The 26851-nt window shown below is 69.0% G+C and carries 16 protein-coding genes and 1 pseudogene; 8 read left to right on the top strand and 9 right to left on the bottom strand.

All coding sequences use genetic code 11. The features are described 5' to 3' along the window. Positions 1-15 precede the first annotated feature (15 nt). The 5 genes from OHA58_RS38835 to OHA58_RS38815 form a co-directional block, all read right to left on the bottom strand. Positions 16-3273 carry a family 78 glycoside hydrolase catalytic domain gene (locus OHA58_RS38835; protein ID WP_405475681.1) on the bottom strand — a complete coding sequence of 1086 codons (3258 nt, stop codon included), beginning with the start codon at positions 3271-3273 and terminating at the stop codon, positions 16-18. Between the two features lie 52 nt (positions 3274-3325). Continuing rightward, entirely contained in the window at positions 3326-5890 is a 2565-nt protein-coding gene (locus OHA58_RS38830; protein ID WP_405475684.1) for a beta-L-arabinofuranosidase domain-containing protein, read from the bottom strand. Between the two features lie 246 nt (positions 5891-6136). Continuing rightward, complete coding sequence (locus tag OHA58_RS38825; protein WP_405475687.1) at positions 6137-8008, bottom strand: alpha-L-rhamnosidase C-terminal domain-containing protein; 1872 nt, start codon at positions 8006-8008, stop codon at positions 6137-6139. Between the two features lie 405 nt (positions 8009-8413). Continuing rightward, on the bottom strand, positions 8414-10405 hold the full coding sequence (locus OHA58_RS38820) for a galactosylceramidase (RefSeq protein WP_405475690.1): 1992 nt from the start codon (positions 10403-10405) through the stop codon (positions 8414-8416). A gap of 100 nt (positions 10406-10505) precedes the next feature. Further along, positions 10506-12860 carry an MGH1-like glycoside hydrolase domain-containing protein gene (locus OHA58_RS38815; protein ID WP_405475693.1) on the bottom strand — a complete coding sequence of 785 codons (2355 nt, stop codon included), beginning with the start codon at positions 12858-12860 and terminating at the stop codon, positions 10506-10508. A gap of 587 nt (positions 12861-13447) precedes the next feature. Between OHA58_RS38815 and OHA58_RS38810 the strand changes: the two genes are divergently transcribed. The 4 genes from OHA58_RS38810 to OHA58_RS38795 all read left to right on the top strand — a co-directional run bounded on the left by OHA58_RS38810 (position 13448) and on the right by OHA58_RS38795 (position 18074). After that, complete coding sequence (locus OHA58_RS38810) at positions 13448-16495, top strand: glycosyl hydrolase (protein ID WP_405475696.1); 3048 nt, start codon at positions 13448-13450, stop codon at positions 16493-16495. 125 nt (positions 16496-16620) lie between these two features. Further along, the gene (locus tag OHA58_RS38805) at positions 16621-17316 is read left to right on the top strand and encodes an IS3 family transposase (protein WP_405484639.1); all 696 of its coding nucleotides are present in this window, start codon (positions 16621-16623) and stop codon (positions 17314-17316) included. Continuing rightward, positions 17313-17474, top strand: a complete 162-nt coding sequence (locus tag OHA58_RS38800) for a hypothetical protein (protein WP_405475699.1) — start codon at positions 17313-17315, stop codon at positions 17472-17474. Before OHA58_RS38805 ends, OHA58_RS38800 begins: the two co-directional genes overlap by 4 nt. Positions 17475-17534: 60 nt before the next feature. Beyond that, the gene (locus OHA58_RS38795; protein ID WP_405475702.1) at positions 17535-18074 is read left to right on the top strand and encodes a winged helix-turn-helix domain-containing protein; all 540 of its coding nucleotides are present in this window, start codon (positions 17535-17537) and stop codon (positions 18072-18074) included. A gap of 90 nt (positions 18075-18164) precedes the next feature. On the opposite strand, the gene OHA58_RS38790 is transcribed toward OHA58_RS38795, so the two are convergent. The 4 genes and pseudogenes from OHA58_RS38790 to OHA58_RS38775 all read right to left on the bottom strand — a co-directional run bounded on the left by OHA58_RS38790 (position 18165) and on the right by OHA58_RS38775 (position 21213). Then, on the bottom strand, positions 18165-19004 hold the full coding sequence (locus tag OHA58_RS38790; RefSeq protein ID WP_405475704.1) for an IS5 family transposase: 840 nt from the start codon (positions 19002-19004) through the stop codon (positions 18165-18167). Positions 19005-19226: 222 nt separating this feature from the next. Beyond that, positions 19227-19553: pseudogene (locus OHA58_RS38785) on the bottom strand (VOC family protein). A 104-nt stretch (positions 19554-19657) separates the two neighbouring features. Beyond that, positions 19658-19873 (bottom strand): hypothetical protein, encoded by a 216-nt coding sequence (locus tag OHA58_RS38780; protein WP_405475707.1) that lies wholly within the window; start codon positions 19871-19873, stop codon positions 19658-19660. A gap of 335 nt (positions 19874-20208) precedes the next feature. Beyond that, positions 20209-21213, bottom strand: coding sequence for a LacI family DNA-binding transcriptional regulator (locus OHA58_RS38775; RefSeq protein WP_405484700.1), 1005 nt, complete (start codon positions 21211-21213; stop codon positions 20209-20211). Between the two features lie 254 nt (positions 21214-21467). Between OHA58_RS38775 and OHA58_RS38770 the strand changes: the two genes are divergently transcribed. The 4 genes from OHA58_RS38770 (at position 21468) to OHA58_RS38755 (ending at position 26841) form a co-directional block, all read left to right on the top strand. Then, entirely contained in the window at positions 21468-22394 is a 927-nt protein-coding gene (locus tag OHA58_RS38770; RefSeq protein ID WP_405475710.1) for a carbohydrate ABC transporter permease, read from the top strand. A 5-nt stretch (positions 22395-22399) separates the two neighbouring features. Further along, entirely contained in the window at positions 22400-23332 is a 933-nt protein-coding gene (locus tag OHA58_RS38765; RefSeq protein WP_405475712.1) for a carbohydrate ABC transporter permease, read from the top strand. 65 nt (positions 23333-23397) lie between these two features. Continuing rightward, positions 23398-24738 (top strand): ABC transporter substrate-binding protein, encoded by a 1341-nt coding sequence (locus OHA58_RS38760; protein WP_405484702.1) that lies wholly within the window; start codon positions 23398-23400, stop codon positions 24736-24738. A gap of 54 nt (positions 24739-24792) precedes the next feature. Beyond that, positions 24793-26841 (top strand): beta-galactosidase, encoded by a 2049-nt coding sequence (locus OHA58_RS38755; RefSeq protein WP_405475715.1) that lies wholly within the window; start codon positions 24793-24795, stop codon positions 26839-26841. Positions 26842-26851: the final 10 nt, after the last annotated feature.

Genomic DNA, 26851 nt, shown 5'->3' with positions numbered 1-26851 from the left:
CCGGCGGTGCCGGGATCAGTCCCCGGCCGGGGTGTAGACGGAGGCGAAGGACCAGTCACCGGAGCCGACCTCGTACACCGCCGTGCCGCCCTCGGTGCGCAGCATGCGGGCGCCCCGGTCGGCCCGGACGGCCCCTGAGGTGACCGGCACGTGGACCTCCGCCGTGGCCCCCGCCGGCACGGTCACCCGCAGGCGGTAGGCCGAGCCGTCGCGGTGCCAGGAGGTGGAGACCTTGCCGTACGGCGTGGTGTAGGAGCCGGATGCGGAGGCCAGGTCCCCCACGACGGCCGGCGCGACGAGCAGCTTCTGGTAGCCGGCCGCGCCGGGCGCCTGCTGGATCCCGGCGAGGCGGCTGGTGAACCACGAGTCGATCGCGCCGAGCATGAAGTGGTCCTGCGACTGGCCGGGGCCGCCGTCCCAGGACTCGCCGAGCGCCGTGTTGCCGTGCACCACCTGGTAGCCGTAGCTGGGGCTGGTGGTCTGCGTGGCGATCTTGTACACGATGTCGTCGTGGCCCGCCCCGGACAGCACCCGGAACGCCGCCGGCAGTGAGATCTCACCGAGGTTCAGGTGGTAGCCCGCGTCCCGGATGCTGCCGACGAGGTGGTCGAGGAGCCGCTGCCGCTGGTCGTCGGGGACCGCGCCCATGTCGAGGGCGAGGACCTCGGCGCCCTGGCCGCCACCGCCGAAGGTCCCCGTCGCCGTGTCGTAGTACTTCCGGGTGAGCGCCTTGGCGCTCGCGTCGGCCTCGCTGCGGTAGGACGCCGCGTCGGCGTCGTTACCGAGCACGCCGGCGATCCGGCTGAGTGCGTCCACCACCCGCCAGTAGCCGTAGGTGCCCGCGACCGCACGCGGGAAGGACTTGTCGGGGGTGAACCAGTCGCCGAGCCCGTAGTCGAGGACGCCGTCGGAGACCTGGGTCTTCAGGAACGCCACGTACCTCTTCATGGCCGGGTAGTAGGTGCGCAGCGTGTCGGCGTCGCCGTACGTGGTGTAGAGCTGCCAGGGCACGAGGACGAAGGCGCCGCCCCAGTTGGAGTCGTTGCGGTAAGCGCCCGGCAGGCTGGTGTACTCCGGCACGGTGCTCGGGACCAGGCCCTCGGTGGTCTGTGCGTCGGCCATGTCCCGCACGATCTTGCGCAGGTAGGCCTCCATGTCGTAGTTGGCGGCCAGGGCCGGGAAGACGAGCTGGTCCTGCTCCAGCCAGCCGAGCTTCTCCCGGCTCGGGCAGTCGGTGAGCACGCTCATCATGTTGTTCTTGATGGCGCTGCGGATGATCGAGTGGATGCCGTTGACCAGGTCGTCGGAGCTCTTGAAGTCACCCGCGGAAGCGTTGTCGGTGTGCAGTGCCTTTCCGCGCACGGAGATGGTGGCTCCGGCCGGGAGGCCCTTGATCTCCAGGTAGCGGAAGCCGTGGTAGGAGAACTGCGGGTGCCAGGTCTCGCTCTTTGCGCCGCGTGCGGTGTAGTTGTCCCACAGGGGGGCGCCCACGTTGCTGATGGACTGAAAGGCGTGGCCGTCCTTGAGGCTTTCCGCGGGGTAGACGCGTACGGTCGTCCCGGCCGGTGCGGCCAGTGTGATCTCAGGCCAGCCGGCGATGTTGCGGCCGAGGTCGAAGATGCGGCTGCCCGGGGCGGCGCCGGAGACCTCGGTGCCCTCAAGGTTCTCCTCGACGCGGATCGGCTCGGTCTCGCGGGCACTGAGCTGTGCCGGGTGGCCGGGCGTGCCGGGCCCGTCCACGGTGACCGCGGGCGACCAGGCCGAGCGGTCCTGATGCGGCTGGTTCCAGTCCGATATCTCGTGGCGGGCGTCGTAGTCCTCGCCGCCGTACCAGTTCGAGGACGTGGTCGGCCCCAGTACCGTACGCCAGTCCGCGCCACTGGCGATGTGCTTGACGGTGCCGTCGGCGAGGGTCACCTCCAGCTGGGCGATCAGCTTGGGGTCGCTGAGGTTCCCGTAGAGCTTGCGGTACCGGTCGGCGGTGCTGACCACGTTGGACATGCCGTTGCCGAGGGCGACGCCGATGGTGTTGTCGCCGTGCCGCAGCAGGTCGGTGACGTCGTACGTGGCGTACTGCACACGGTCCGCGAACGTGGTGTTCGCGGGCTCCAGCACGGCGTCGCCGACCGGCCGGCCGTTGACGTCGGCCGTGTAGATGCCCAGGCCGGCCACGTGGAGGCGGGCGCTGCGCACCTTCTTGCCAAGCGCGAAGTCCTTGGTGAACAGCGGGAGGCCGGAGGGCAGGTACGGCTTCGGAGGCTGCTGGCCCGTGACCTTCGCGGCCGGGGCGAACGGTCCGGTGGCCGCGTCCCCGGTGGAGAGGGTGTAGTCGACGGGGAAGTTCGGCACGCGGCCGTCGTCGGTGAGGACGTCGGAGCGCGGATAGAGCACGACCTGGTCGAAGGTCCGGGCGGACTTGAGGTCGAGGGTGAGGGTGATCGGCGAGGACGACACGTCGGCGCCGGAGTGGGCCTGGCTGGAGTACCCGGCCGCGGTCTGCAGGGCGCTGTTGGTCATCCCGTCGACGGCGAGACCGGGTTCCCAGGTCTTGCGCAGGGTGTTGGACTCCGAGGCGATGACGGCCGCGCCCTGGGCGAGGTCCGTGTCCGGCACGGCGGAGTCGCGCACCTCGATCTCCCCCAGCTGCAGCCGCCAGGACCGGTTCGGGAAGTCGTCGGCCAGCGGCAGGCCGAGCTTGGTGACGTCGAGCCGGACGTAGCGGGCGGTGGTCTTCGGCAGCCGGACGACGACCGGCTCCACCTTTCGGGTGCTCAGCTTCCAGTCGGGGTTGGTGATCCACTGCGCGGACCAGTCCTGCGGGTTCGTCAGTCCGGTCTCGAAGACGGCGGTGTCGCTCCAGCGGGACGGGGTGGTGTTCGACCACACCGTCACGCGCCAGTAGACACGGGCGCGCGATCCGAGCTTCTTGCCGGCGTAGGTCGTGCGCGGCGCGTCGGAGTCGACCCGGCCCGAGTCCCACAGGTCGGGACGGCCGCTGGTGAGCAGAGCGCGGCTGGTGGCCGCCTGGACGCGGTACGCCTGCTGGATGACGTCCGTGCCGCCGCCGCTGAGCTGCCAGCTCAGGTCAGGAGTGGTGTCGTCGATGCCGAGTGCCTGGCTCAGGTGCTGGGTGCGCAGCGTGACGGCGGTGACGCCGGCGGGTGCCGCCTGGGCGGTCACAGCCGGGGGCAGGATCGTGACCAGTGCGGTCAGGACGGAGGCGGTGACGAGGGCCGGGCGGCGCCGGACACGTCGGGGGAAGGCTGCGGACACGGGGTCTCCTGGATCGGGTGCGATGGACGGGGTGGGGTGTGGAGGCGCGGGATCAGGCGTCCGCGCGGAACAGCGCGGCGACGTCCGTGGCGGACAGCGCCCGGTTGTGGACACGGAAGCCGTCGATGGCGCCCTGCAGATACGGGTGCTTGGAGTTCTGCGAGCGGCCGAGGTAGTTGTGCGTGGTAGTGCCCAGCAGCAGCGGACTGCTCACCATCGCGTCGTTGCGCCCGGACTCCACGCCATCGACGTACAGCACGCCGGTGCCGCCGCCGACGGTCAGGGCGACATGCGTCCAACGGCCCTGCGGCAGGGCGTCGGAGGCGTCGATGAAGTCCTCGGCCTCCATACCCGCGATCTTCAGGGCAGCGCGGGCCTTCCCGGTGCCGGTGCGCACGGCGAGGAAGAGGTAGGTGTCCTTGTGGTAGCCGAGGTCGAACACCCGGGCGGAGTTGCTGAGCGAGTCGACACGCACCCAGGCGCTGACGGTCAGCTCCTCCAGACCGGTGAGCAGACCGGGCGGCAGGACCACGTGGCCGCCGGCGGCGCTGTCCAGGGCGACGGCGGCGCCGGTGCGGCCCGCCGTCCAGTCGGCGCCCGCGGCCAACTCTCCGTCTGGGAAGGAACGCAGGGAGTCCGCGGTGGTGCTTCCGTGGCCCTCGTCGAAGGCGTAGTGGGCGATCTCGCGCTCGCGGCCGGCCTCGGGCGAGACGGCCCAGTACACGTTGTAGTGCTGGTGCTGGATCCGGTGGAAGGGCAGCAGCGACACCGCGGCGCCATCAACGGTGGCGGTGAAGGCCGTCGAAGACCGCGGCAGCCGAACCACTGAGACGGGATCGACGTGAGGGATGGTCGGGGACACGGTGCTGCCGTACGCGCCTGCCAGGACCACCGGGCCGTGGGACAGGGAGCGCACCTGCGGGTTGTCCGGCGCCGGACGCCAGACCGGCTCCATCGGCAGCGTCACCTCGACCACGTCTCCGGAGCGCCAGTTCCTGGTCAGCGCAAGGTACGTACCCGGTTCGGAGTGGGCGCCGGCCGGGCGCCCGTTGACCCGGACCCGGGCGTGAGAGCGATGGTCGGCCAGCCAGCCGGGGATTCGTACCTTCAGGGTGAACCGGCCGCCTCCGGAGGTGACCGTGAGCCTGGTGGTGTCCGCGTCGGGGTAGCGGGTCTCCTGGCGCAGCGTCACCCCTCGCTCGGCCCATGTCACCTGGGACGGGATGAACAGGTTGACCCACAGTGCGTCCGCGGAGCGGAAGTAGATGCTGTCGGCGAACTTGGTGTGGGTCTCCATGCCCGTGCCGTGATCGCAGGAGAAGTTGTCGTAGTCGCTGCTGTAACTGCCGGGCGCGGTCCCGAGCCCGCCCTTGACCTGGCGCTGCGAGCCCGCCCACAGACCCGTGTAGTACGTCACGAAGCCGTGCTCGGAGTCGGGGTCCTGCTCGCCGAGCATCTGGTTGTACAGGGTCCACTCGTAGTGGTCCATGTACGCGGCATTGCCCGGGTCGTGAAGGAAGAGCTGCCGGCCCAGCTTGAGCATGTTGTAGGAGTTGCAGTTCTCGCAGCTCACCTCGGAGAGCCGGCTGACGATCTCGCCGGGTGGACCGAAGAACTCCTGATTGGAGTTGCCGCCGATGGCGTACGAGTGGTGATGTACGACCGTGTCCCAGAAGTAGGCGGCGATGTCGCGGTAGCGCTGCTCACCGGTGGCCTCGTACTCGCGCGCGGCGCCGACGATCTTGGCGATCTCGGTGTTGGCGTGGCGGCCGTCCAGTTCGTCGCGGCCCGCGGCCAGCGGCCCGTACAGGTCCTCGTGGTCGAACCGACGGGCGGTGCGCAGATGCGCCGGGTCGCCGGTGACCAGGTACAGGTTCGACAGGACCTCGTTCATGCCGCCGAACTCCACCCGGAGGACCAGCGTCTGCATCTGGTCCACCGTCAGACGCGAGGTGCGGATCTCCACCCAGGCGGCCATCGAACGCACCACGTCCAGGGCCTGGTCGTTGCCGCTCAGCAGATACTGATCGAGCAGACCGGCCATGATCTTGTGGATCGTGTAGTACGGAGCCCAGGGTCGGCCGCCGGCCTCCAGCTGGTCGAAGACCTGCTCGGGGAAGGCGGAGAGGTAGCCAGGCGTGTAGCGGGCGGCGGCCTGGCAGGCCGCGAGGGCGTCGACGATGACCCGCCCCTTGGCGGCGTAGGCGTCGTCCCCGGTGTTGGCGTGGGCCTGGGCCAGCCCGGAGAGCAGATGGCCGGTGCTGTGACCGCGCAGTTGGACCGCCGGGTCCTCCCACCCGCCGCAGGGTTCGGCGGACGACGGCAGGCCGGCGTTGAGACGGAAGGTGTGCAGCAGCCGGTCCGGATCGACGAACAGCAGATACGCGCAGGTGCGCCGCATGTTCTCGCGGAAGGGGCTGTTCAGGAGCGCGATGGATGACAGGGGGAGCGGGGTGAGCCGCGGCGGGACCGTGCCGGCGGGGACCGGGCGGCCCCGGTCGGCGGGGCGGGCCGTGGCCCAGGCGGGGGCGCCGAGGCTCAGCGCGATGGCGGCGGCTCCGGCGGCGGCGATGAAGTGGCGGCGGTTGGGGCGTGCCTGATGGTGCGATGCGTTCATGACGGCAGGGCTCCTGGTGGATGCGGGGAATCCGCCGAGCGAGGGGCGCGGGGTGTGGCTCGGCGGCGGCAGGCGCGAACGGCCGCGCGGTGGCCGGCCGCGGTGGCCCGATCGCCGCGATCCGGTCGGCGACGTGCAGCGGACAGCCGCGGCGCGCTCTGTGCGACGGGGAGTGGAGCGCGGGCTGCCCGGAAGGCCGCGCACGCCTCACGCGGGCCGGCGAGAGGCGTGCGCGGCGTGATCGTCTCAGCTGTCGTGCTGGTGGCTGTCGATCACGTGGTGTCCGGAGAGCGCTTCCAGGTAGACGTACTCGCCGTCGGTGTGCGCGTCGTAGGCCTTGGCCGTCCTGCCGTTCCAGGCCAACTTGCCGTCGACGAAGACCGAGATGTGCTTTCCGAAGGTGGGCACCGCGACTCGCCCCTCACTGTCCTTGGGGGCGGTGAGCTCCGCGTGGTACTTCCCCTCCTTCCGGTTGACGCGCCACGAGGCGTCGACCGGGCCCAGCGTGGTGGTGATCCGCCCCTGGGCGAAGGTGAGGTCGGCGGTGTGCGGGACAAAGTCGAAGGCGCGGCCGCCCGCGCTGGTCGGCTGGAGTCCCAGCACGGAGAACGTGAGCGCGGTGGTCGGCCCGGTCGCCCAGGCGTGGGCGAGGCTGACGTAGGTGCTGCAGATGCAGCCGTCCGGACGCGACGACTCCCAGAACGTGCTCCTGGTGCCGAGCGGGTCGCCGAGCATGGCGCCCCACTGCCGCCGGATCAGATCGACTCCCGCCTGGTCGGCGGCCGTTCCGCCCGCGGCAAAGTGGGCGTTGACCTCCATGGACCCGGCGAAGACGCCCAGGTTCCCCTTGTTCTCCGGGGAGGTCGACCCGCGGTCGTTCCAGTTGGTCGTGAGGTACGAGCTGATGCGGCGTGCCTTGCTCCGGTCGGCCAGGCCGTACCACACCGCGAGCGCGTTGCCGTCCTGGGCGTAGACGTTCGAGTCGGGGTAGAACCGGTACGCCCCCTTCTTCTCGTCCCACAGACGGCTGTCGATCGCGGTGCGCAGCGCCGCCGCCCGGTGCGCGAAGGACTGGGCGAGCGTGGTGTCGCCCTCGACCTTCGCCAGCTGCGAGCCGGTCGTGAGCACGCGCCACATCAGGACGTTGGCGATCAGGTTCTCGCCCTTCGGCAGGCTCCGCACCGAGTCGGCGGTCTCGGTGATCGACAGCAACCCCTGGTCGTCCGTCTTCGCGCCGATGTAGTCGACGCCCCGCTTGTACTGGTCCCAGATGCCGTCGACCCACTTCCGGTCGCCGGTGTACTGGTAGTAGTCCCAGGACGCCGCCAGGGTCCACATGTGGTACGTGTCGGACCCGTACTTGTTCATCATGGGCCCGGAGTACGGCAGTTCGCCCGTGATCTTCTGGTGCTGGTAGAGCGTCGTGAGGGCGTTGCGGGCCGACTCGGTGTCGTCGAAGGCCGCGTAGGCGGAGGGGATCTCGACCCCGAGGTCACCCGGCCAGACCGTGCGGTCCCGCTTCGCGCCGTCCACCAGGATGGTGTCGCCCACGCCCACGTCGCCGGTGTTGTCCCATGTCTGGGCGGGAGCCTCCCAGACCCGTCCGGTCTTCGGGGCGATGGTGTTGAGCTGGATCGTGTAGGCCCCGGCGTACCAGATCCTGTTGAGCAGGTCGTCGCTGGAGTAGAAGTAGTTCGCGTAGGCGCGCGGGACCTGCATCTTCGGTGCGGCCGTGAAGTGCGCGGTGATGCCGTCGAGATCGGCACTGCCGGCGGAGTCCATGAAGACGGTCAGGTACCGGAACCCACCGCGCAGGTTCTTCGCCGGCATGGTGTAAGTGGTCGCCCCGTCGACGTCGGCGTAGAGCGCTCCGTCCCGGCTTCGCGGACCACCGGTGGAGGCGTCGCTTGTGGTGCCCACGTACTGCGAGGACTCGTTGAACGCGAGACCCACGCGTTGCGGGCCGTCTGAAGCCGCGAAGTGGAGCGTGACCAGACCGCTGACGTCCTTGCCGAAGTCGAAGGTGACGGCGGATCCGGTGCCGCTCAGTCGGGTGGACTTGCCCGAGAGCACTCCGGAGGCGTCCGTCACCGAACCCACGGTGCTGTGGATCGCCACGGGCTTCAGTGTCCGGGACTGCGGTGAGTAGTTGTAGGCATCCCAGGGATGCCCGGCGGCTGAAGGCAGGGCCCCGGAGAAAGCGGCGCCGGGGGCGGTGGCCCCATCCGCCGCCTGTGGTGCGAGCAGGGCCATCGCCACAAGCGCTGCCGAGGTCGCGGTGGTGAGGGCGGTCCGGTGTCTTCTCTTCCAAGTGGTCATACATGCCTCGCAAAGCTGGATGAACGCGGAGAACGAGTGGGTGGAACGGGCGCGGCGGCCCGAGGCGGGCCGCTCCGACGCCATGAGCGGTCGGCAGGCACCAGGCAGCGCCCACCTCCGCATACCTGACTGCGGGTGCCGCCCAGGTGTGGCGTTACCCCTTGGTGTCTCACCGCGGGATGCGGACCGGCGTGCGGTTCCGGCCTATCGGTTCGGCTCCGGTGCGACCGCCACGTCGTCGAACTGGGAGGACTGGTAGGAGTCGAGCCCCAGACCGGCCTGGCCGTGGTCGTACGTGGTGTCGGTGACCTCGGCGACCGGGGTGCCGTCGATAGTCGCGGTGATCCGCTCCCCGGAGAAGTCGAGTGCGAGCCGGTGCCAGGTGTCCGCGCCGGCGGTCGGCAGGCCGCCCTGGGCCAGGGTCCGCTTGGTCTTGTCCGGCATGACGGCCTCCAGAGCCCAGGAGCCGGTGTCCGACAGCTTCAGGTGGTAGCCCTCCCACACGTTGGAGTGGTCGGGCCCGACCGAGTTGAGCTGGTTCACCACCCGGCCGAGCAGCGATGCCGTGCCGGACCGGTGGATCATCACCTTGGCGGACACGGTGTAGTCGGTCCACTGGCTGTCCCCGACGAGGGTGAGCGGGCTGGGGACCTTCGACCACCTGATGGGCTGGGTCGTGATGGCCTGCTGCAGACAACCACCGGTGCCCCCGCTGCCGGGGGCGGCCTGCGGTGCGGCGGAGCAGGGCGCCACCTGGAACGCGCCCTCCATGTCGGAGAGGTATCGGGGTGTGGCACCGTCGCGGTATCCGTCGAAGGTGTCGCGGTAGGGCAGCGGCATCGTCTTCGACGCAGGCGCCGTCTTCGCGGCCCGGCCCTTCCCGCCGGGCATCGTGGTGAGCGTCGTGACAGTGCCGGGCTGCAGGGTGACGGTGTTACTGCCCCGGGCGTCCGGGGACACGTCGGCGCCGCGGACGAACCAGTCCGCCGGGTCGGTGGATCGCAGTGTGGTCGACCATCGGTGCAGCGCGCCGCGGGGAAGGTGCCCGGCCGGTGTGACCGCGACGGTCTGCGGGGCCGTCGCAGCGGTCGTCTCGAACACCGTCGTGTAGGCCGGCGGCTTGCCCGGCGACTGCAGCGTCACGTAGGTGCCGCCGCCGTCGAGGTAGCCGCTGGCCGAGTCGACGTAGCGCCAGCCGGGACGCGTGAACTGCGCGGTCTGGGCCATGGTCCACAGCGTCGGGCCGAGTTCGTAGTGGCCGCTCCATGGTTCGTTGGCGCGCAGCAGGCCGCTGCCCTGCATCTGGACGGTGGGGTACCAGGCGTACGCGGCGGGCCAGTTGATGAACCCCGTGATGCGGGAATCGACGTACTCGTGGTTCATCTCCGCGGCGAGCCGGGGCGCTCCGGTGAGGTAGTTGTTCCAGCCCGATTCGCTGGCGAACAGCGGCTTGTCCAGACCGAGGGCGTCCGATGAGCTCGAGCAGTGGATCTCCGAGCAGGGGTAGTGGATGCCGACGACATCCACGGCCTTGGCGAAGGCCGGGTCGTTCTTCATGTCGGTGGCCACCTTCCAGCCCGCGTTGTCGGCGGCGACCACCTTGACGTCGGGGTAGCCGTTCTTCACGAGCGCGGCCTTCAGCTTCCCGTACCAGGCTGCGTCCCAGCCCTTCTCGTTCCAGCCGCCGAGATAGTTGACGTCCAGGTGGTGCTCCTTCGCGCAGCCCAGCCACTGCATCAGGTAGTTGATGTTGTCCGTCGACCAGAATCCACCGTCGAACCACCCGGGCGCGCCCCACTCGAGTCCGTAGAACTGGATCTGCGGGTTGCGTTTCTTCGCCTGGTCCATCAGCCACCACTCGTACCCGCGCCCGCAGTTGACGTCGGTCGGCGTGCGCATGTGGCTGGGTTCGGCTCCGTTGCTGGAGTTGGTGTCGGAGCCGATCTCCACCTTCAGAATCTGCAGCGAGGCACCGTATCCGGGTTTGAAGAGGTAGTCGAGGATCTGGTCGCGCTGCCGCTTCGGGTAGTCGACGAGCAGCCGGGATGTGCCGCCGCCCCCGCTGATAGCCCCGATTCCGTCGAAGACCCGTCCTGTGCCGCGGCTGTCGACGCTGATCGACTGGACCGTGCCGGTGCCGGCCCTGGCCGTGGGTGTGACGAGCGCCGCCACGCAGGCGATGAGCAGGGCGCCCACCGCCCATAGGGAACGGCAGGCCGGCCGCCACCATCGGCCGGAAGACGGTGTTCTGGTGCTGGACATGGGACCTCTCTTCTCGTTCCGAGGGGTACGGGTGTCACAGCTCGACATGGGTCCGTCCCGCACGCACCTGTGTCCGGCTCGGCCGGCCGCGCTCCGGGGACACCTCGATGTCAGCCCGGCCGTCCGCGTTGACGTCGAAGGAGGCCCCGGACGCGCGGAGCAGGAAGTTGCGTACCGCGATGCGCGCACCGGTGGCCCGGAACACGACGCTGCCGTCCCGGACGAGTGTGGTCCGGTTCGGCCCGGCGGAGACGGCATACGTGTGCCCACGTAGTCGCACGTTCGCGATGCTGTTGGTGCCGGGCAGCGAGAGGGTGCCGAACATGATGCCCGACGGGTCGCCTTCCCAGGGGTTGTCGGAGATCAGTTCGTGCAGGCTCTGCACGGCCATGGCGTTGGACCAGGAGTAGGTCCGCCAGGCGGAGTCGACGGCGGAGTCCATGATCGACTGTTCGGGAACGGGGTCGAAGGACTCGGGGAACCAGTTGTCCTTGTCCCAGGCATCGAGGTACATCGCGGTACTCCGGGCGGCGAATTCGCCGGCGACGTCGTCGAAGCCGTACCGCTTGACAGCGTCGTACACGGTGGCATTCATGGGGGGCCACACCGCGCCCTTCCACTGCTCGGGGGCGGTGTCCTCGCCGTATCGGTCGAAGAACTTGAAGTGTTCGGAGCGTGGGTGCACCGGGCCGCCGCTGCAGTAGGCCGGGTCGTTGCGCGCGACGCTGGGGACGGCGTACTCGCCCCAGAACTCCTCCGGGTCGAGCAGGTGCTCCTGCACCAGGATCTTCGCCCGGTCCTGCGTCGCGATGCCGGCGAACAGCGGGTAGAAGACGGTCGGCGTGACCACCTCGTTCCAGGTTCCGTCCAGGTAGCGGCTCAGGTAGAGGCGCCGCTGCGGGTGCCACAGCCTGTCGTTGAGCAGCCGCCGGATCGTCTCGTGTTGCGCGGCGAACCGTGCCGCATCCGCTGTTCTGCCCAGCACTTCGGCCATCTTCGCCAGCGTCTCGGCGAGCAGTGCGTAGTACGAGTTGAGCGCCACGTCGGTGAGGTTGGTGTTGTCGCGGCGGTCCCCGCTGCCGCCCATTTTGGGGATGCGCTGGTAGTCGGCGTAGACGGGGCTGTCGTCCAGCCCGAGGTGGTTGCCCCGGCCGCCGACCCGGTCTCCGAAGTAGGGAGTTTCCAGCAGCCCGTCGCCGTCCGCGTCCCACTCCGGCAGAAGGTCGTAGTAAGCGACGAGCGTGGGGTACGCCTTCTTCAGGACCGCCACCTCGCCGAACTTGGTGTACAGCCGCCAGGCGGCGTACGCGTGCATCGGGCCGGAGTTCTGCTGGTCGTAGCGCGGCCCCTTCAGCGGGACCTGGTTGGGCGGTGCGTCCGCGTCGAAGATGTCCGTCTCGTGCTGGGTGGCCAGTGGCCGGCTCACGAGTGCGGCGTCGATGGCGTCGAAGGCCGAGTCCCACCCCGTGAAGAGGCCGCCCCCGCCGCCCCATCCCCACATCACGAAGGCGCGTTGATGGTTCTTGTCGTAGTTGGTGTTGAGGGACAGCGCGTCGCGCACGGCGTCCGCCGCCCGGCCCGCCGGACCCGAGCCGGTGAGGTTGTCCCTGCGAACCGATGCCTCGGCGGTGGCGAGTACCCGCTCCACCTCATGTGGCTCCGGCGGGTCGAGCCGCGGCGGCCGTCCACCGACGGTGGCGGCGAAGGTGAGGGCCTGCCCCTTGCTCAGCCGGTACCGCAGGGCGGCTGCCGCGGTGCCGGGGGCACCGGTGGTGGCGCCGGTCATGTCGGCGATCATGTCGGCGATCGACGCGTAGCAGCCGCTGCTGTCGGCGGGTTCGGCGGGCGCCAGCCGGAAGTGGCCGGTGCAGGACGTCTGCAGCAGTCCCGGCGCGCTGCCGGTCACGTTCTGGCCGTCCAGCGCGAAGGCCGCGTCCTCGCCCCAGGGCGTCGCGACCTCAAGGAAAACCGTCGTGTCGTCGTCGAGTGCGGTGACGGATCCGACCACGGAACTGCCGTCGTCGGCACGGGCGTAGCGGACCCGGATGGTGTGCTTCTGGCTCTGCGTGTCGTCGTACTGCTTCTGCAGTGACGGCAGTTTCGCGGTGGCGTCGGAGACTTCGGCGGCGGACCACTGCTCCGGGTGTGCGATCACCTCGCGCAGGGCTTCAAGATGCGCCGGTGTGACCTTGCGTTCGTCGGTGCTGACCTGGACCTCTTTGTAGGCGCCGTCGGGTGCCATCGGCCCCATCCGCCAGAGGTTGTTCGTCATCTTCTCGCGGATGACCTTGCCCGTCTCGGTGAGCAGGCCTATGCGGAGCGCGAATCTGGACTCGCCCTCCCCGACGAAGAGCGCGCCTGTCCAGTCCTGGTCCTTGATGCCAGGCATCGCGAACGGTCGTTGCACCGTTGGATACGGCAGGGCCGTCCCGTGGCCTTGAGCGGGGCGCCCCCCGGACGCCGAGCCCGGCGGGGCGGCCTGAGCAATGCCGGAGCCGGCGGCCAGGGCGGCCGTCGATGCGCCGAGTCCGGTGGCGCCCACCGTCCTGAGAAATTGACGTCTGGGAACATGACCGTGCGTCATCTGGCCTCTCGTTTCCGCACACAGGTACAGGTCACCGTCCGGGCATGGAGGTGACCGCCCACGCGACGCGACGCGCGTGACGGCGACCTGACGGACGGAGATGAAATGTTTCACTCGCGGCGTCATTCTCAGCACCCTCCATCGAAACCGTCAACGGGGAGTGCTGTCGTGATTACCGAGACATGAGCTCACTACCTGCAAGTAACCGCTCAATTTCGCTGGCTGAGTGCAGACCCCTTGCTTCCCAAGCCGTAGCGCCCTAACGTCCCGATGCGTTAAAACGATTCAAATCTTCCTCAGAAAGCGTCGACGGTCCATCCGTAGCGGCTTCGCTCATGCGTGCGCCCGGTTGGTTCGTCGGCGTGGCACGTGCAGCAAGGAGAGACACCACGATGAGTGACGCCGACGCCCAGGACGACCACGGCTTTACCCGCCGACGACTGCTGCGGACCGCGGCCGTCGCGGGAGCGGGCACCGCGCTGGCCTGGAGCACCCCAGCCGGCACCGCGCTGGCCGCCTCCCCCGGGTCCGCGGCCTCCCCAGCGTCCGCGGCGTCCCAGGTCGACCGCCCAGGCTGGCTCGCGCACCCCGGACGGCCGGTGCAGCCGAGGTTCCGCTGGTGGTGGCCGGACGGTCTGGTGGACCCGCGCGAGATCAGACGCGAGGTGGACCAGATCGCCGACGCCGGGTTCGGCGGCGTGGAGATCGCCGCGGTCACCCACAGTCTGGACGACAAGACGGTGCTCAACGTGGCCGAGAACGGCTGGGCCACTCCGGTGTGGACGGCCCGCGTCGAGGCCGCCCTGGACCAGGCCGCCAAACGCGGGATCACCATCGACCTCACAGCGGGTCCGAGCTGGCCGACGGCAGTCCCCTCCATCACTGCGGACAGCGAGGCCGCCGTCAAGGAACTCGCCCATGGTTCGGTGCAGGTGGCGGGCGGAGCGACCTACACGGGACCGGTCCCGGCGCCCCTTGTCGCCGCCGCGTCGGGCGTCACACGCCAGCAGCTGGTCCTCGTACAGGCGGCGCGGGTCGACACCGCCAACTCCACGCGCAAGGAGACCGGACTCAGCTTCTCCTCCGTGCGCGATCTGACCGGCCAGGTCGCCGACGGATCCATCAGCTGGACCGCGCCGCCGGACGGCGAATGGGTCCTCATCGCCTACTGGCTGCGCGGCTCCGGCCAGACCCCGGAGTCCGGTCCCCACACCTCCCCCACCGCGTACGTCGTGGACCACTTCAGCGAGGCCGGCGCCCAGGCAGTGATCGACTTCTGGGAAGCGCACATCTTGACCGCCCCGGTACGGAGGCTGCTCAAGAAGGCCGGAGGCGCCCTCTTCGAGGACTCGCTCGAGATCGAGACCGCCGCACTCCAGTGGACCCCCGGCCTGCCCGCCGCCTTCGAGAAGTACTGCGGCTACGCGTTGGAGCCGTATCTGCCCGCGGTGATCCTCAGCAAGAGCAACCAGGTCTTCGCCTTCGACGCCGCACTCACCCGCCAGGTCCGGCACGACTTCTGGGAGACCGTCTCCAGGCTCTTCGACGACCACCATGTCGCGGTGCTGAAGAAGTGGGCGCACTCCCTCGGCCTGAAGCTGCGGATGCAGCCGTACGGACTGCAGACCGACGCGATCGCCACCGCTTCGATCCTGGACATACCCGAAGGCGAATCACTCGGATTCAAGAACCTCGACGACTACCGTTGTCTGGCGGGCGGACGCGACATGGCCGACCGGACCATCCTGTCCTGCGAGTCGGGCGCCTACACGGGAGGCGCCTACAACACGACATGGCAGAAGTTCCTGACCACGATGGGCGGGGCCTACGCGGCCGGGGTCAACCAGACCGTGGTGCACGGTTTCTCGTACGCCACGGCGCCCGGCGTCAAGTGGCCGGGCTACGCGGCGTTCACCCCCTACCACGGCAAGGTCGGTTACGGGGAATCCTGGGGACCTCGGCAGCCGACCTGGCAGCATGTCCCGGACATCTCCGGCTACCTCAGCCGCATCCACCAGGTTCTGCAGTCCGGCACCGCCCGAGCCGACGTCGCGGTGTTTCGCCAGACCGGGTACACCGCGACCGGGATCGGCGCCTCGTGGTTCACCGCGAGCGGCGTTCCGCTCGGCTGGACCCACCAGTTCATCAGCGCCCCACTGCTGGAACTGCCGGGCGCGAAGGTTTCGGGCGGCCGGCTCGCTCCCCAAGGCCCCGCCTACAAGGCGCTGTTCATCGAGGGTGACTTCTTCTCCGGTTCCGCCTGCACACTCCGGGTGCGGGACGCTGAACGGCTGCTGGACTTCACCAAAGCCGGCCTTCCCATCGTCATGCTGGGCGCCTGGGACACCGCGACGGTGCCCGGCCTGCCCGCCGACGGCGAGAACGAGCGACTGCGGACGGTCATCGGCGAGCTGCTCACCCAGCCCCGGGTGCACAGGGTGTCGGCCAAGGCCGACGTCCCGGCGGCCTTGGCCGACCTGGGTGTACAGCCGGACGTCCGGTACGCGACTGCTTCCACTCTGCTCAATGCCCATCGGGTCGCCGACGGCATCGACTACTACTACCTGTGCAACGGCAAGCACGCCGAGAACGTGAAGCCACCGGTCGCCCCCATCGACCACGAGGTGACTCTGCGCCGGACCGGACACGACGGCGTCCCCTATCTGCTCGACCTGTGGACCGGGGAGGCTCGGCGCATCGGCCGGTACGCGGAGGACGGCGACTCCATCCGGCTGCGCGTGGCCCTCCACCCAGCCGAGACGCTACTCGTGGCCATCGGCCGGCCGGGCCTGTTCGGCGACCGCGGCGGCAAACAGCCGCACGCCGTGAGCAGCCAGGCCGAATCCGTGCAGTTCGTGCACGGTGAGCTGACGGTCCGCCACTCAGCCGCCGGCACCTTCGACACCGTACTGTCCCAGGACACTTCCACAACGACCGTCAGCACCACGATCGGTGAGGTGCCGGATCCCAGGGTGCTGTCGGCCTGGCAGTTGCACGTGGAGGACTGGCGACCGGGAGGTGCTCCGACCACGACCACCGTGACGGGGCACGACCTGAAGCTCGACACTCTTGCGCCCTGGTCGCAGCTGGAGGGCCTGGAGGACGTCTCTGGGGTGGGCCGCTATCGCACCACCGTCACCCTGGAACGGCCGTGGACCGGCGGATACGGCGCCTACCTGGAACTGGGCACGCCGAGCGGCACCTGCCGCGTGACCGTCAACGGCAGACAGCTCGACCCCGTCGACCAGATCAACCCAGTGGTGGACGTCGGCCCGTGGCTGAAGCGAGGTGACAACACGATCGAGGTGGAGGTGGCATCCACCCTCGCCAACCGGCTGCGGGTGAGCGACCCCGATGTCTACGGCGGGCTCGCTCGCCAGCAGTACGGCCTGACCGGCCCGGTCCGCTTGGTGCCGTACGGACAGGCCCGCGTCGGCTGACAGCCTCGGGGCACGCCCGGGCCTCTCGTGATCAGCAGGGGTGACGACAAGCCGACTCCCCGTAGGGCGCCAAAACTACGTCACCGCGGCTGACCTTGAGCGATGCGCCAAGCCACGGGCTGGGCATGATCAGACTCGTGCCCGTACGGATGATCTACCTACTCGCCACCCGAGTCTTCGCATGGCTGGCCCTGCTCTGCCGATCTACCGCGACCAAGAACGCCGAGATGCTCGTCCTGCGGCACGAGGTCACGGTGCTGCGCCGACAGGTCGCCACTCCAAAGCCCAGCTGGCCAGACCGGGCGCTGCTGGCCACGCTCGCCCGGCTCCTGCCCCGGCCGCTCCGCGGCCACCGGATCGTCTCCCCACGCACGCTCCTCGCCTGGCACCAGCGTCTGATCAGACGAAAGTGGACCCAGCCGTCTTCCCCAGGCCGTCCGCCCATATCCGATCAGCTCCGTGAGCTGACCATCCGGCTCGGCACCGAGAACCCCCGATGGGGCGCCCGCCGCGTGCACGGGGAGCTACGGCGCCTCGGACACAAGGTCAGCGCAGCCACCGTCCGCCGCACCCTGCGCGCTGCCGGGCTCGGCGCCGCGCCACGACGGCGCACGGCGCACGGCGCACGGCGCACGGCGCACGGCGCACGGCGCACGGCGCACGGCGCACGGCGCACCGGGAATGGGCCGCCTTCCTCAAGACACAGGCCAGCGGTCTGCTCGCCACCGACTTCTTCCACCTCGACATCATCGGCCCGCAGCGGCTCTACGCCCTGTTCGTCATGGAGGTCCGCACCCGCACCGTCCACATTCTCGGCGTGACCGCCCATCCGACCGCGGACTGGGCCACTCAACAGTTCCGTCATCTGCTGTGGCAGCTCGGAGACCGTGCCGCGCAGTTCACCCATCTCATCCGGGGTCGCGACGCGAAGTTCGCCGCCACCTTCGACGCCGTCTTCGCCAGCGAAGGCACTTACTGAGTTTTTCGTTGGGTTGTCGTGGGTGGTGACGGGGGTTGATCCCCGCGGTATGCCGTAGATATGCGATACGCGCAAGGTGGTGGGCTCGGTCCCAGGGACCAGGTTGCGCGAGAGCGGATCCGGATGCTCGCAGCTCAGGGGTTCGACAGGGGTGAGAAGAACAGGGTGATCGCGAAAGAGCTCCGGGTCAGCGTCCGTTCGGTGGAACGCTGGAAGCGGGCCTGGCGCGAACAGGGCACTGTGGCCCTGTGTTCCTCCGGTCCGGCCAAGCGGCTGAAGGTCTCTGCGGAACAATTCTCCCTTCTGGAAGCCGAGTTACTGAAGGGGACCGTGGCCCACGGATGGCCGGACGAGAGATGGACCCTGGCCAGGGTGGCGGTCCTGATCGAGCAGGAACTCGGCGTGTGGTTGTCGGTGCGTGGGGTGTGGGAACTGCTGCGGCGGCACGGCTGCTCCTGCCAGCAGCCGGCCCGGCGGGCGGCCGAGCAGGACCGGGCGGCGGTGGCCGGATGGGTGAAGGAGACCTGGCCCGCGGCAAAGCCACCGCGGCGGCGCTCGGGGCATGGATCGTCTTCGAGGACGAGGCCGCTGTCTCGATGACGCCGCACCGGGCCCGCACCTGGGCTCCTCGCGCACTGAGAGGGCGTTTCGTCCCATTGTTTCATCCCGATTTGCTGGGTTGAGTGTGGTTCATGCTCCGCGCCATGTGGGAGTGGATTCGGCGGTGAGTCTGCGGGTCATGAGGTTGATCATCGCGAGGCGGATTATGGCTTCGGAGCGGTGTGGGTGGGCTTCGTAGTCGCGGGCAAGGCGTCGGTGGTTCATGAGCCAGCCCAAGGTTCTCTCGACGGTCCAACGGCGGGGCAGGACGGCAAATCCCTTGGTGGCGTGGTCGCGGCGGACGATGTGCATGTCGATGCCCAGGGTGGCGGCGTGTTCGACGAGGTGCTGGCGGTAGCCGCCGTCGACCCAGGTCTTGCGGACGGCGGGATGCTCGGTGGCGATCCGTTCGATGAGCGTCTGGCCGGCGATGGAGTCCTGCACGCTGGCCGCGGTGACGAGGACTCCGAGGAGGAGCCCGACGGTGTCGATGACGATGCTGCGCTTGCGCCCGACGATCTTCTTGCCGGCGTCGATGCCCTGCTCAAAGGCAGGCACGTTAGTGGAGGTCTTGATGCTCTGGGAGTCGATGACACACGCGGTCGGCTCCTCCTCCCGGCCTTCCTGCCTGCGGACTTGCCGGCGGAGGAGACTGTTGAGCTGGTCGAAGACACCCTCTTCCTGCCAGCGCGCGAAGTAGGCATAGACCGTGTTCCAGTGCGGATAGTCGTGCGGCAGGTAGCGCCAGGGAATCCCGGTCCGGTTCACGTAGAGGACCGCGTCCAGCAGGCTCCGCAGGTCGTGGTCCGGCGGCCGGCCGATGTCCAGGCCGCGGCCGCCGCGCTCGGACCGCCACGCTGTCAAGACCGGCTCGACCAACTCCCACCGGGCATCGGACAAGTCACTGGGATAGCGGCGACGTTCAGGCATGAATCCGAGCTACCCACTGACCACCCGGCAGGCCCGGGCGCAGACACCGACGCCCGAAGCACACGGCACATAGCCCGGCGCCTTGGGATGAAACAGGAGCAGCCATGCCAACACGGCGCCGAAGTCGCGACTCCTACACCACCGTTCAGACCAGCCTCAGTAGCCACAGACAAGTCGACTCCCAAACTCGCTAATAACGGCCTAAATGTGGGTTAAACGCCCTCATAGATCGAATACACAGAAGAGGTTGCCGTCCGGATCGGCGAGAACAACGAAGTCAGGATCCGGCGGGTAAAGATTCCATTCGACGGCCCGTGCACCATGTGAGACAAGCGCCGCTGGACCTCTGCCTCCTGTTCCTCCGTGGTAGCGGTGAAGAGGTCCAGGTGAAGACGAGGACGTGGCTCCGCCTGCGAGGTGCTGTACATCAGACCGAGGGCCCTGCCGGTGCTATCGGCGTGATTGAGCGCCTGCCACGTCTCGCTCTTCCTCGGTGGCGACCACGTCCAACGCCTCCGCCCAGAACGCGACTGCGCGGAAATCAGGCAACTACCTGGGTCTCGGACTCGCATCCGCCTCTGCTGCGAGAAACGGCTCCTCAACCTCACAATGTAGGACACGGTCTTACTACCGTTCGACGGCCCATCAGAGGGTCAGTCTGACTCCTGTCGAAGGATGCGGCGAGCCGCCTCAGCCTCGGCTGCCGGCGGGGACAGCTCGTCGAGGACATCAAGCTCGTCGTCCCCCTCCAACTCCCGTTCCCAGGCTGCGGCGAGCTGCTCCTGCTCCTCCCCGGGCCTGGCCACGACTGTCTCTCTGTCCTCAGGCGCCAGTGCCGCCAGGAAGCGTGAGACTGAGTCGTTCGGCATGCTAAACACCCTTCGCTGGGCATGGTGCTGGTCCGGGGCTCAGCATGATCAATCAGTCCGGCGATCGCGGCCCGACACAGCCGCAGCACACCCGGATGGCGCCATCTCGTTGTAGACGCTCCGCCAGTTGCCGTATTTCTCGGGCAGATGAATTCACTGCGTTCCGGGGTCTGGAACCTGAAGGCGATCGCATCGATCACCTCACGGTGATCCCGCCAGCGACCACCCCGCTTCGGCGTCCGGACCGGACCGGGAGCAACGGCTCAATCCGCGTCCATTGCACGTCAGTCAACGGCACACCCGGACCAACGACCAGCTGATCCAAACGAAACTGCCTAGCCCCGGCCGCCTTCTCGCGACGGCGGTCGCCCCGTGCTCTCCCGCACCATCAGCCGCGTCGGCACCAGCGTGGTGCCCCGTTCCGCGTCGCCCTGCCTGACCTGACGCAGTGCGCTCTCCACGCAGCGGCGGCCGACCTCGGCGAAGTCTTGGTGGACTGTGGTGAGCGGCGGCTGGAACGAGCCAGCGTCGGGGATGTCGTCGAAGCCGATGACCGAGACGTCCTCGGGGACCTTGCGGCCTCGATCTGCCAGAGCCCGCAGCAGGCCGAGCGCCATCTGGTCGTTCGCCGCGAACACCGCGGTGCAGTCGCCCTGTTCAGCCAGGCGCAGGCCCGCGCGGTAGCCCGAATCGGCCGACCAGTCGCCGCGCACCAGCGGGGGGACCGCGCGGCCCGCGGCCTCAAGTGCCTTGCGCCACGCTTCCGTTCGGCGCTGCGCCGCGAATGACTCGGAGGGGCCCGCCAGATGCCAGACCGTGCGGTGGCCGAGGCCGAGGAGGTGGCGTACCGCGTCGCCGGTGCCGCCCGCCTGATCCGTGTCCACCACCGCGTAACGGTCACCGGCGTCCGAGTCCGCGACCACGACCTTCACGTGCGGCGGCAGCGTGAGACTCGCCGAGTCGAGCAGATGGACCTCCATGATGACGATGACCGCGTCCACCGCCAGTTCGCCGAGGCGCGAGAACGCGCCGCGCACCTCGTCCTGGGTGGGCACCGCGACCGGGAGGAGCGTGACCGCGTAGCCCTCCTGCGCGGCCGAGGTCGCGATGGCCTCCAGCGTGCGCATGTTGCCCGTCGTGGAGAGCGTGAACGTGATCACGCCGATGGTGCGGAAGTCGCCCCGCTTCAGCGCCCGCGCCGCGCTGTTGGGGCGGTAGCCGAGCTCCTTCATCGCGTCGAGGACCCGCTCGCGCGTCTCCTCGTTGACGCCGGGAAAGCCGTTCGAGACGCGGGAGACGGTCTGGGACGAGACACCCGCAACCCGGGCGACGTCGGCCATCGACGCGTTCTGTGTGCGGCGCCGGGCGTCGGTCCTGCCGCGCTCCGGGGCGCTGTGCGTTGCTCCCACCGTTGGCCTCACCAGTCGAGTTGATCGTTCACGGGCGACTCTTGACCGTCCTCTGCGGGGCAGTGTAGACATGCCGCCACCGAATGTTTACGCAAACATAACACCAGTCGGTCGCTTGCGCGCCGGAATGTTTACGCAAACATCCGAGCACCATCCGCGAGGCACGTACGAGCGAGGGACGCGAGATGACGACGCTTCAACCGCCGGCCGCCGCAAGGCCACGACCGGCCGGGCCACCGGTACGCAGGGCGCGCCGCTCGTGGACGGGGTGGGGGTTCATCGGCCCCTTCGTGCTCGTCTTCGCCCTGGTCTTCCTGGCGCCGCTTGCGTACTCGGTCTATCTGAGCCTGTTCCGCACACAGCTCATCGGCGGCACCACCTTCGTGGGCCTGGACAACTACCAACAGGCCCTGCAGGACGGCCAGTTCTGGGACGGGGTCGTCCGCGTCGGACTGTTTCTGCTGATCCAGGTGCCGATCATGCTCGGCATCGCCTTGCTCGTCGCCCTCGCGATCGACAGCGGCCGCCTCTACGGCAAGGACTTCTTCCGGATCACCGTCTTCCTGCCCTACGCGGTACCCGCCGTCGTCGCGACCCTCATGTGGGGCTTCATGTACGGCACCCGCTACGGCTTGGTCGGCGACGTCAACGACGCGTTCGGCGTGAAGCTGCCCGACCCGCTGTCCGCCGACCTGGTCCTCGCGTCCATCGGCAACATCGTGACCTGGGAGTTCGTCGGCTACAACATGCTGATCTTCTTCGCCGCGCTGCGCGTCGTACCGCACTCGCTGTACGAGGCGGCCGAGATCGACGGCGCCGGACAGTGGCGCGTCATCACGGCCATCAAGCTCCCCGCGATCCGCGGCGCCCTCGTCATCGCCACGATCTTCTCGATCATCGGCAGCTTCCAGCTCTTCAACGAGCCCGCCATCCTCCAGAAGCTCGCGCCGAACGCGATCACCACCGACTACACCCCGAACTTCTACACGTACTCGCTGTCCTTCGCGGGCCAGCAGCAGAACTACTCCGCGACGGTCGCCATCGTCATGGGCATGATCACGATGATCGTCGCCTATGTGGTCCAGCTGCGCGGCATGCGCAAGGGAGCGTGAGCGCGATGACCACCACCACCGGCTCCGTGCGGCCGACGGCACCGCTCGAGTCCGCCGCCCCGCGCCTGCGCACCGTGCGGCGCCGCACACCCAGGCGCCCCCGGCGCAGCGTCCTGCTGACCGTGCTCACCGGCGCCGTCCTCGTCTACAGTCTGCTGCCGCTCGTGTGGCTCCTGATCAGTGCCACCAAGTCCCAGCAGGGCCTGGCCCGTTCGTTCGGCCTGTGGTTCGACGGGAACTTCGACCTCTGGCACAACATCGGCGAGACCTTCACGTACCAGGACGGTGTCTTCGGCCGCTGGCTCCTCAACACCCTCCTGTACGTGGTGGTGGGCGCGGGCGGCGCCACCTTCCTCGCGGTCCTCGGCGGATACGCGCTCGCCAAGTTCGCCTTCCCCGGCAAGCGCGCCGTGTTCGCCGTCGTCATCGGGGCGGTCGCGGTGCCGGGCACGGCCCTTGCCGTCCCCACGTTCCTGATGTTCAGCAAGATGGGGCTCACCGACACCCCGTGGGCCGTCATCATCCCGTCGCTGATCTCGCCGTTCGGCCTGTATCTGATGTGGGTGTTCGCCACCGAGGCGATCCCCACCGAGCTGATGGAGGCCGCCCGCATCGACGGCGCGAGCGAGCTGCGCACCTTCTTCCAGGTCGCCCTGCCGCTGCTCGCGCCCGGCACCGTCACCGTCCTGCTCTTCACCACGGTCGCGACCTGGAACAACTACTTCCTGCCGTTGATCATGCTGAAGGACCCCGACTGGTATCCGCTCACGCTCGGCCTGGACTCCTGGAACAAGCAGGCGCAGACGGCCGGCGGCGAGGCCATACCCCACCTGGTGCTCACCGGCTCACTGCTCACCATCGTGCCGCTGATCGCCGCCTTCCTGCTGCTCCAGAAGTACTGGCAGTCCGGTCTCTCCGCCGGAAGTGTCAAGGAGTAGGCGCAGCACCGCAGTTCACGCCCCGTACACCCTCTGTAGGACCACGAAGAAGTGGAAGCATGCCCATGCCCAAGAACTCCCGCCGCCTGCTGCGCGGCATAGGTCTCCTCTGCGCCCTCGCCCTCGGGGCCACCGCCTGCGGCGGCTCCGACAACGACACCTCGAGTGACAAGCAGGTCAGTTCGGCCGACATCCAGTCGGCCCTCAAGAAGGGCGGCACCGTCACGGTGTGGGCGTGGGAGCCCACCCTGAAGCAGGTCGCCGCCGACTTCGAGAAGAAGTACCCGAAGGTCGACATCAAGCTGGTCAACGCGGGCACCAACAACGACCAGTACAAGGCTCTGTCGAACGCGATCTCGGCGAAGAAGGGCGTCCCGGACGTCGCGCAGATCGAGTACTACGCGCTCGGCCAGTACGCCCTGACGAAGCAGATCACCGACCTCAAGGCGTACGGCGCCGAGAACCTGGCGGACTCGTACTCGCCCGGGCCGTGGAACTCGGTGAAGTCCGGCGCCGGCGTCTACGGCCTGCCCATGGACTCCGGCCCGATGGCGCTCTTCTACAACAAGAAGGTCTTCGACAAGTACAAGATCGCCGTCCCGACGACCTGGGACGAGTACGTCGAGGCCGCCCGCAAGCTGCACAAGGCCGACCCGAAGGCGTACATCACCAGCGACGTCGGCGACGCGGGCCTGACCACCAGCCTGCTGTGGCAGGCCGGTTCGCACCCGTACAAGGTCGACGGCACCAAGGTCGGCATCGACTTCACCGACGCGGGCGCGAAGAAGTACACCGACACCTGGCAGAAGCTGATCGACGAGAAGCTCATCGCGCCCGTCACCGGCTGGACCGATGACTGGTACAAGGGCCTCGGCGACGGAACCATCGCCACGCTGCCCACCGGCGCCTGGATGCCCGCCAACTTCGCCTCCGGCGTGAAGGGCGCCTCCGGTGATTGGCGCGTCGCCCCCATGCCGCAGTGGGAGAAGGGCGCGAACACCAGCTCCGAGAACGGCGGCAGCTCGCTCGCGCTGCCCGAGCTCGGCAAGAACAAGGAACTCGCCTACGCGTTCGTCGAGTACACCAACTCCGGTGCGGGCGTGCAGACCCGTATCAAGAACGGCGCGTTCCCCGCGACGACGAAGGACCTGAACTCCTCGTCGTTCCAGAACACCGAGTTCCCGTACTTCGGCGGCCAGAAGGCCAACAAGGTCTTCGCCGAGTCCGCGAAGAGTGTGCCCACCGACTGGAAGTACCTGCCGTACCAGGTGTACTCCAACTCGATCTTCAACGACACCGTCGGCAAGGCGTACGTCTCTTCGACCAAGCTCACCGCCGGGCTGAAGTCCTGGCAGGACGCGTCCGTCAAGTACGGCACCGAGCAGGGCTTCACCGTCGAGAAGTAGCCCGCCGCCTCCCGCGACCGTACCTGTGGAAGACCGCTCCCCGAAAGGACGCGCATGACCGCCCCCCTCACCTCCCGTTTCCCGTACGCGAAGGGCTCGGACGGCACCCGGCGCCTCGGCTACGGAGCCGACTACAACCCCGAGCAGTGGTCACGGGAGGTGTGGGCGGACGACATCCGGCTGATGCGTGAGGCCGGGGTGAACGTCGTCTCCCTCGCCATCTTCTCCTGGGCGCGGCTCCAACCCACCGCCGACACCTGGGACTTCGGCTGGCTCGACGAGATCATGGACCTGCTGCACGCGGGCGGCATCGGCGTCGACCTGGCCACCGCCACCGCGTCGCCGCCGCCGTGGCTCACCACCGCGCACCCGGAGATCCTGCCGGTGACCGCGAGCGGCGAGACACTGTGGCCGGGCGCCCGGCAGCACTGGCGGCCCACCTCGCCCGTCTTCCGCGAGCACGCCCTGAACCTCGTCCGCCGCCTCGCGTCCCGCTACGCCGACCACCCGGCCCTGGTCGCTTGGCACGTCAACAACGAGCTGGGCTGCCACAACGTCTACGACTACTCCGACGACGCCGCCCGCACCTTCCGGACCTGGCTGCGCCGCCGCTACACCACGCTCGACGCCCTCAACAACGCCTGGGGGACGGCCTTCTGGTCCCAGCGCTACAGCGACTGGGAGCAGCTACTGCCGCCGCGGCTCGCCGCCTCGCACCCGAACCCGACCCAGCAGCTCGACTTCAAGCGCTTCTCGTCGGACTCGCTCAAGGACCACCTGCTCGCCGAGCGAGAGATCCTGCGCGAGCTCACCCCGGACACGCCGGTCACCACCAACTTCATGGTGATGCCGGGCACCAAGGGCATGGACTACGCGGACTGGGCGGACGAGGTGGACTTCGTAGCCAACGACCACTACGTCACCCCCGGACCGCAGGACCGCGACGAACTCTCCTTCTCCGCCAACCTCAGCAGCGGCATCGCGGGACACCGCCCCTGGTTCCTGATGGAGCACTCCACCAGCGCCGTGAACTGGCAGCCCGTCAACCCACCCAAGACGCCTGGAGAGCTGGCCCGCGACTCGCTGCTGCACGTCGCACACGGCGCCGACGCCGTCTGCTTCTTCCAGTGGCGCCAGTCGGCAGCCGGAGCCGAGAAATACCACTCGGCGATGGTCCCGCACGCCGGAGCCGACAGTGAACTCTTCCGCTCCGTCGTCGAGCTGGGCCGCACCCTCGACGCGCTCGCCCCCATCGCGGGCAGCGAGCGCGAACCCGCCCGTGTGGCGATCCTCTTCGACTGGGACTCCTGGTGGGCCGGCGAGCAGGACTCCCACCCCACCTCCCGCCTCGACTACCACCGCGAGGCCCTCGACTGGTACTCGGCGCTGCTTCGTCTCGGCCACCGCGCCGACGTGGTGCCCGCCCACCGCACCGACCTGTCCGCGTACGACGTCGTCATCGCGCCCGTCCTGCACGTGGTGCCACAACCGCTCGCCAAGGAACTCACCCGGTACGTCGAGGGCGGCGGCCACCTCGTCACCACGTACTTCTCCGCGATCGTCGACGAGAACGACCACGTCTGGCTCGGCGGCTACCCGGGCGCGCTGCGCGACGTCCTCGGCATCCGCATCGAGGAGTTCGGGCCACTGCTCGACGGCGACACCGTCGAGCTGGACAACGGCACCACCGGCAGCCTGTGGACCGACCGGATCTCCGTCACCGGCACGGACGTCGAGGTCCTGGCGGGCTACCGCACCGGCACGTACGCGTCGCGCCCTGCCGTCACCCGGCGCGGCACGGGCCGTGGCTCGGCCACGTACGTGTCCACCCGGCTCGGCGTCGACGGGCTGACCGTGCTGCTGCCCGAGCTGCTCGCGCCTGCCAAGGTGGCCAGCGAACTCCCGGAAGACGCACGGGGGTTGGTGGAGCACGTCGTGCGGCGCGACACGGAGTACCGCTATCTGTTCCTGGTCAACCGGAGCGACGAGCAGGTGGCGCTGCCGGGTCTGACCGGTGACGTGCTCGTCGCGCCGCGGACCGAGGGCGACGGCCTCGTCCTGGCGCCCCGCCAGGTCGCCGTCCTGCGGCAGTCCGCCTCCTGAATCCACCCGC

This window comes from Streptomyces sp. NBC_00009 (assembly GCF_045040855.1).
In the GTDB taxonomy this organism is placed as follows: domain Bacteria; phylum Actinomycetota; class Actinomycetes; order Streptomycetales; family Streptomycetaceae; genus Streptomyces; species Streptomyces aureus.
The sequence above is the reverse complement of the archived record's forward strand: the minus strand, read 5'-3'. Positions and strand labels throughout refer to the sequence as shown.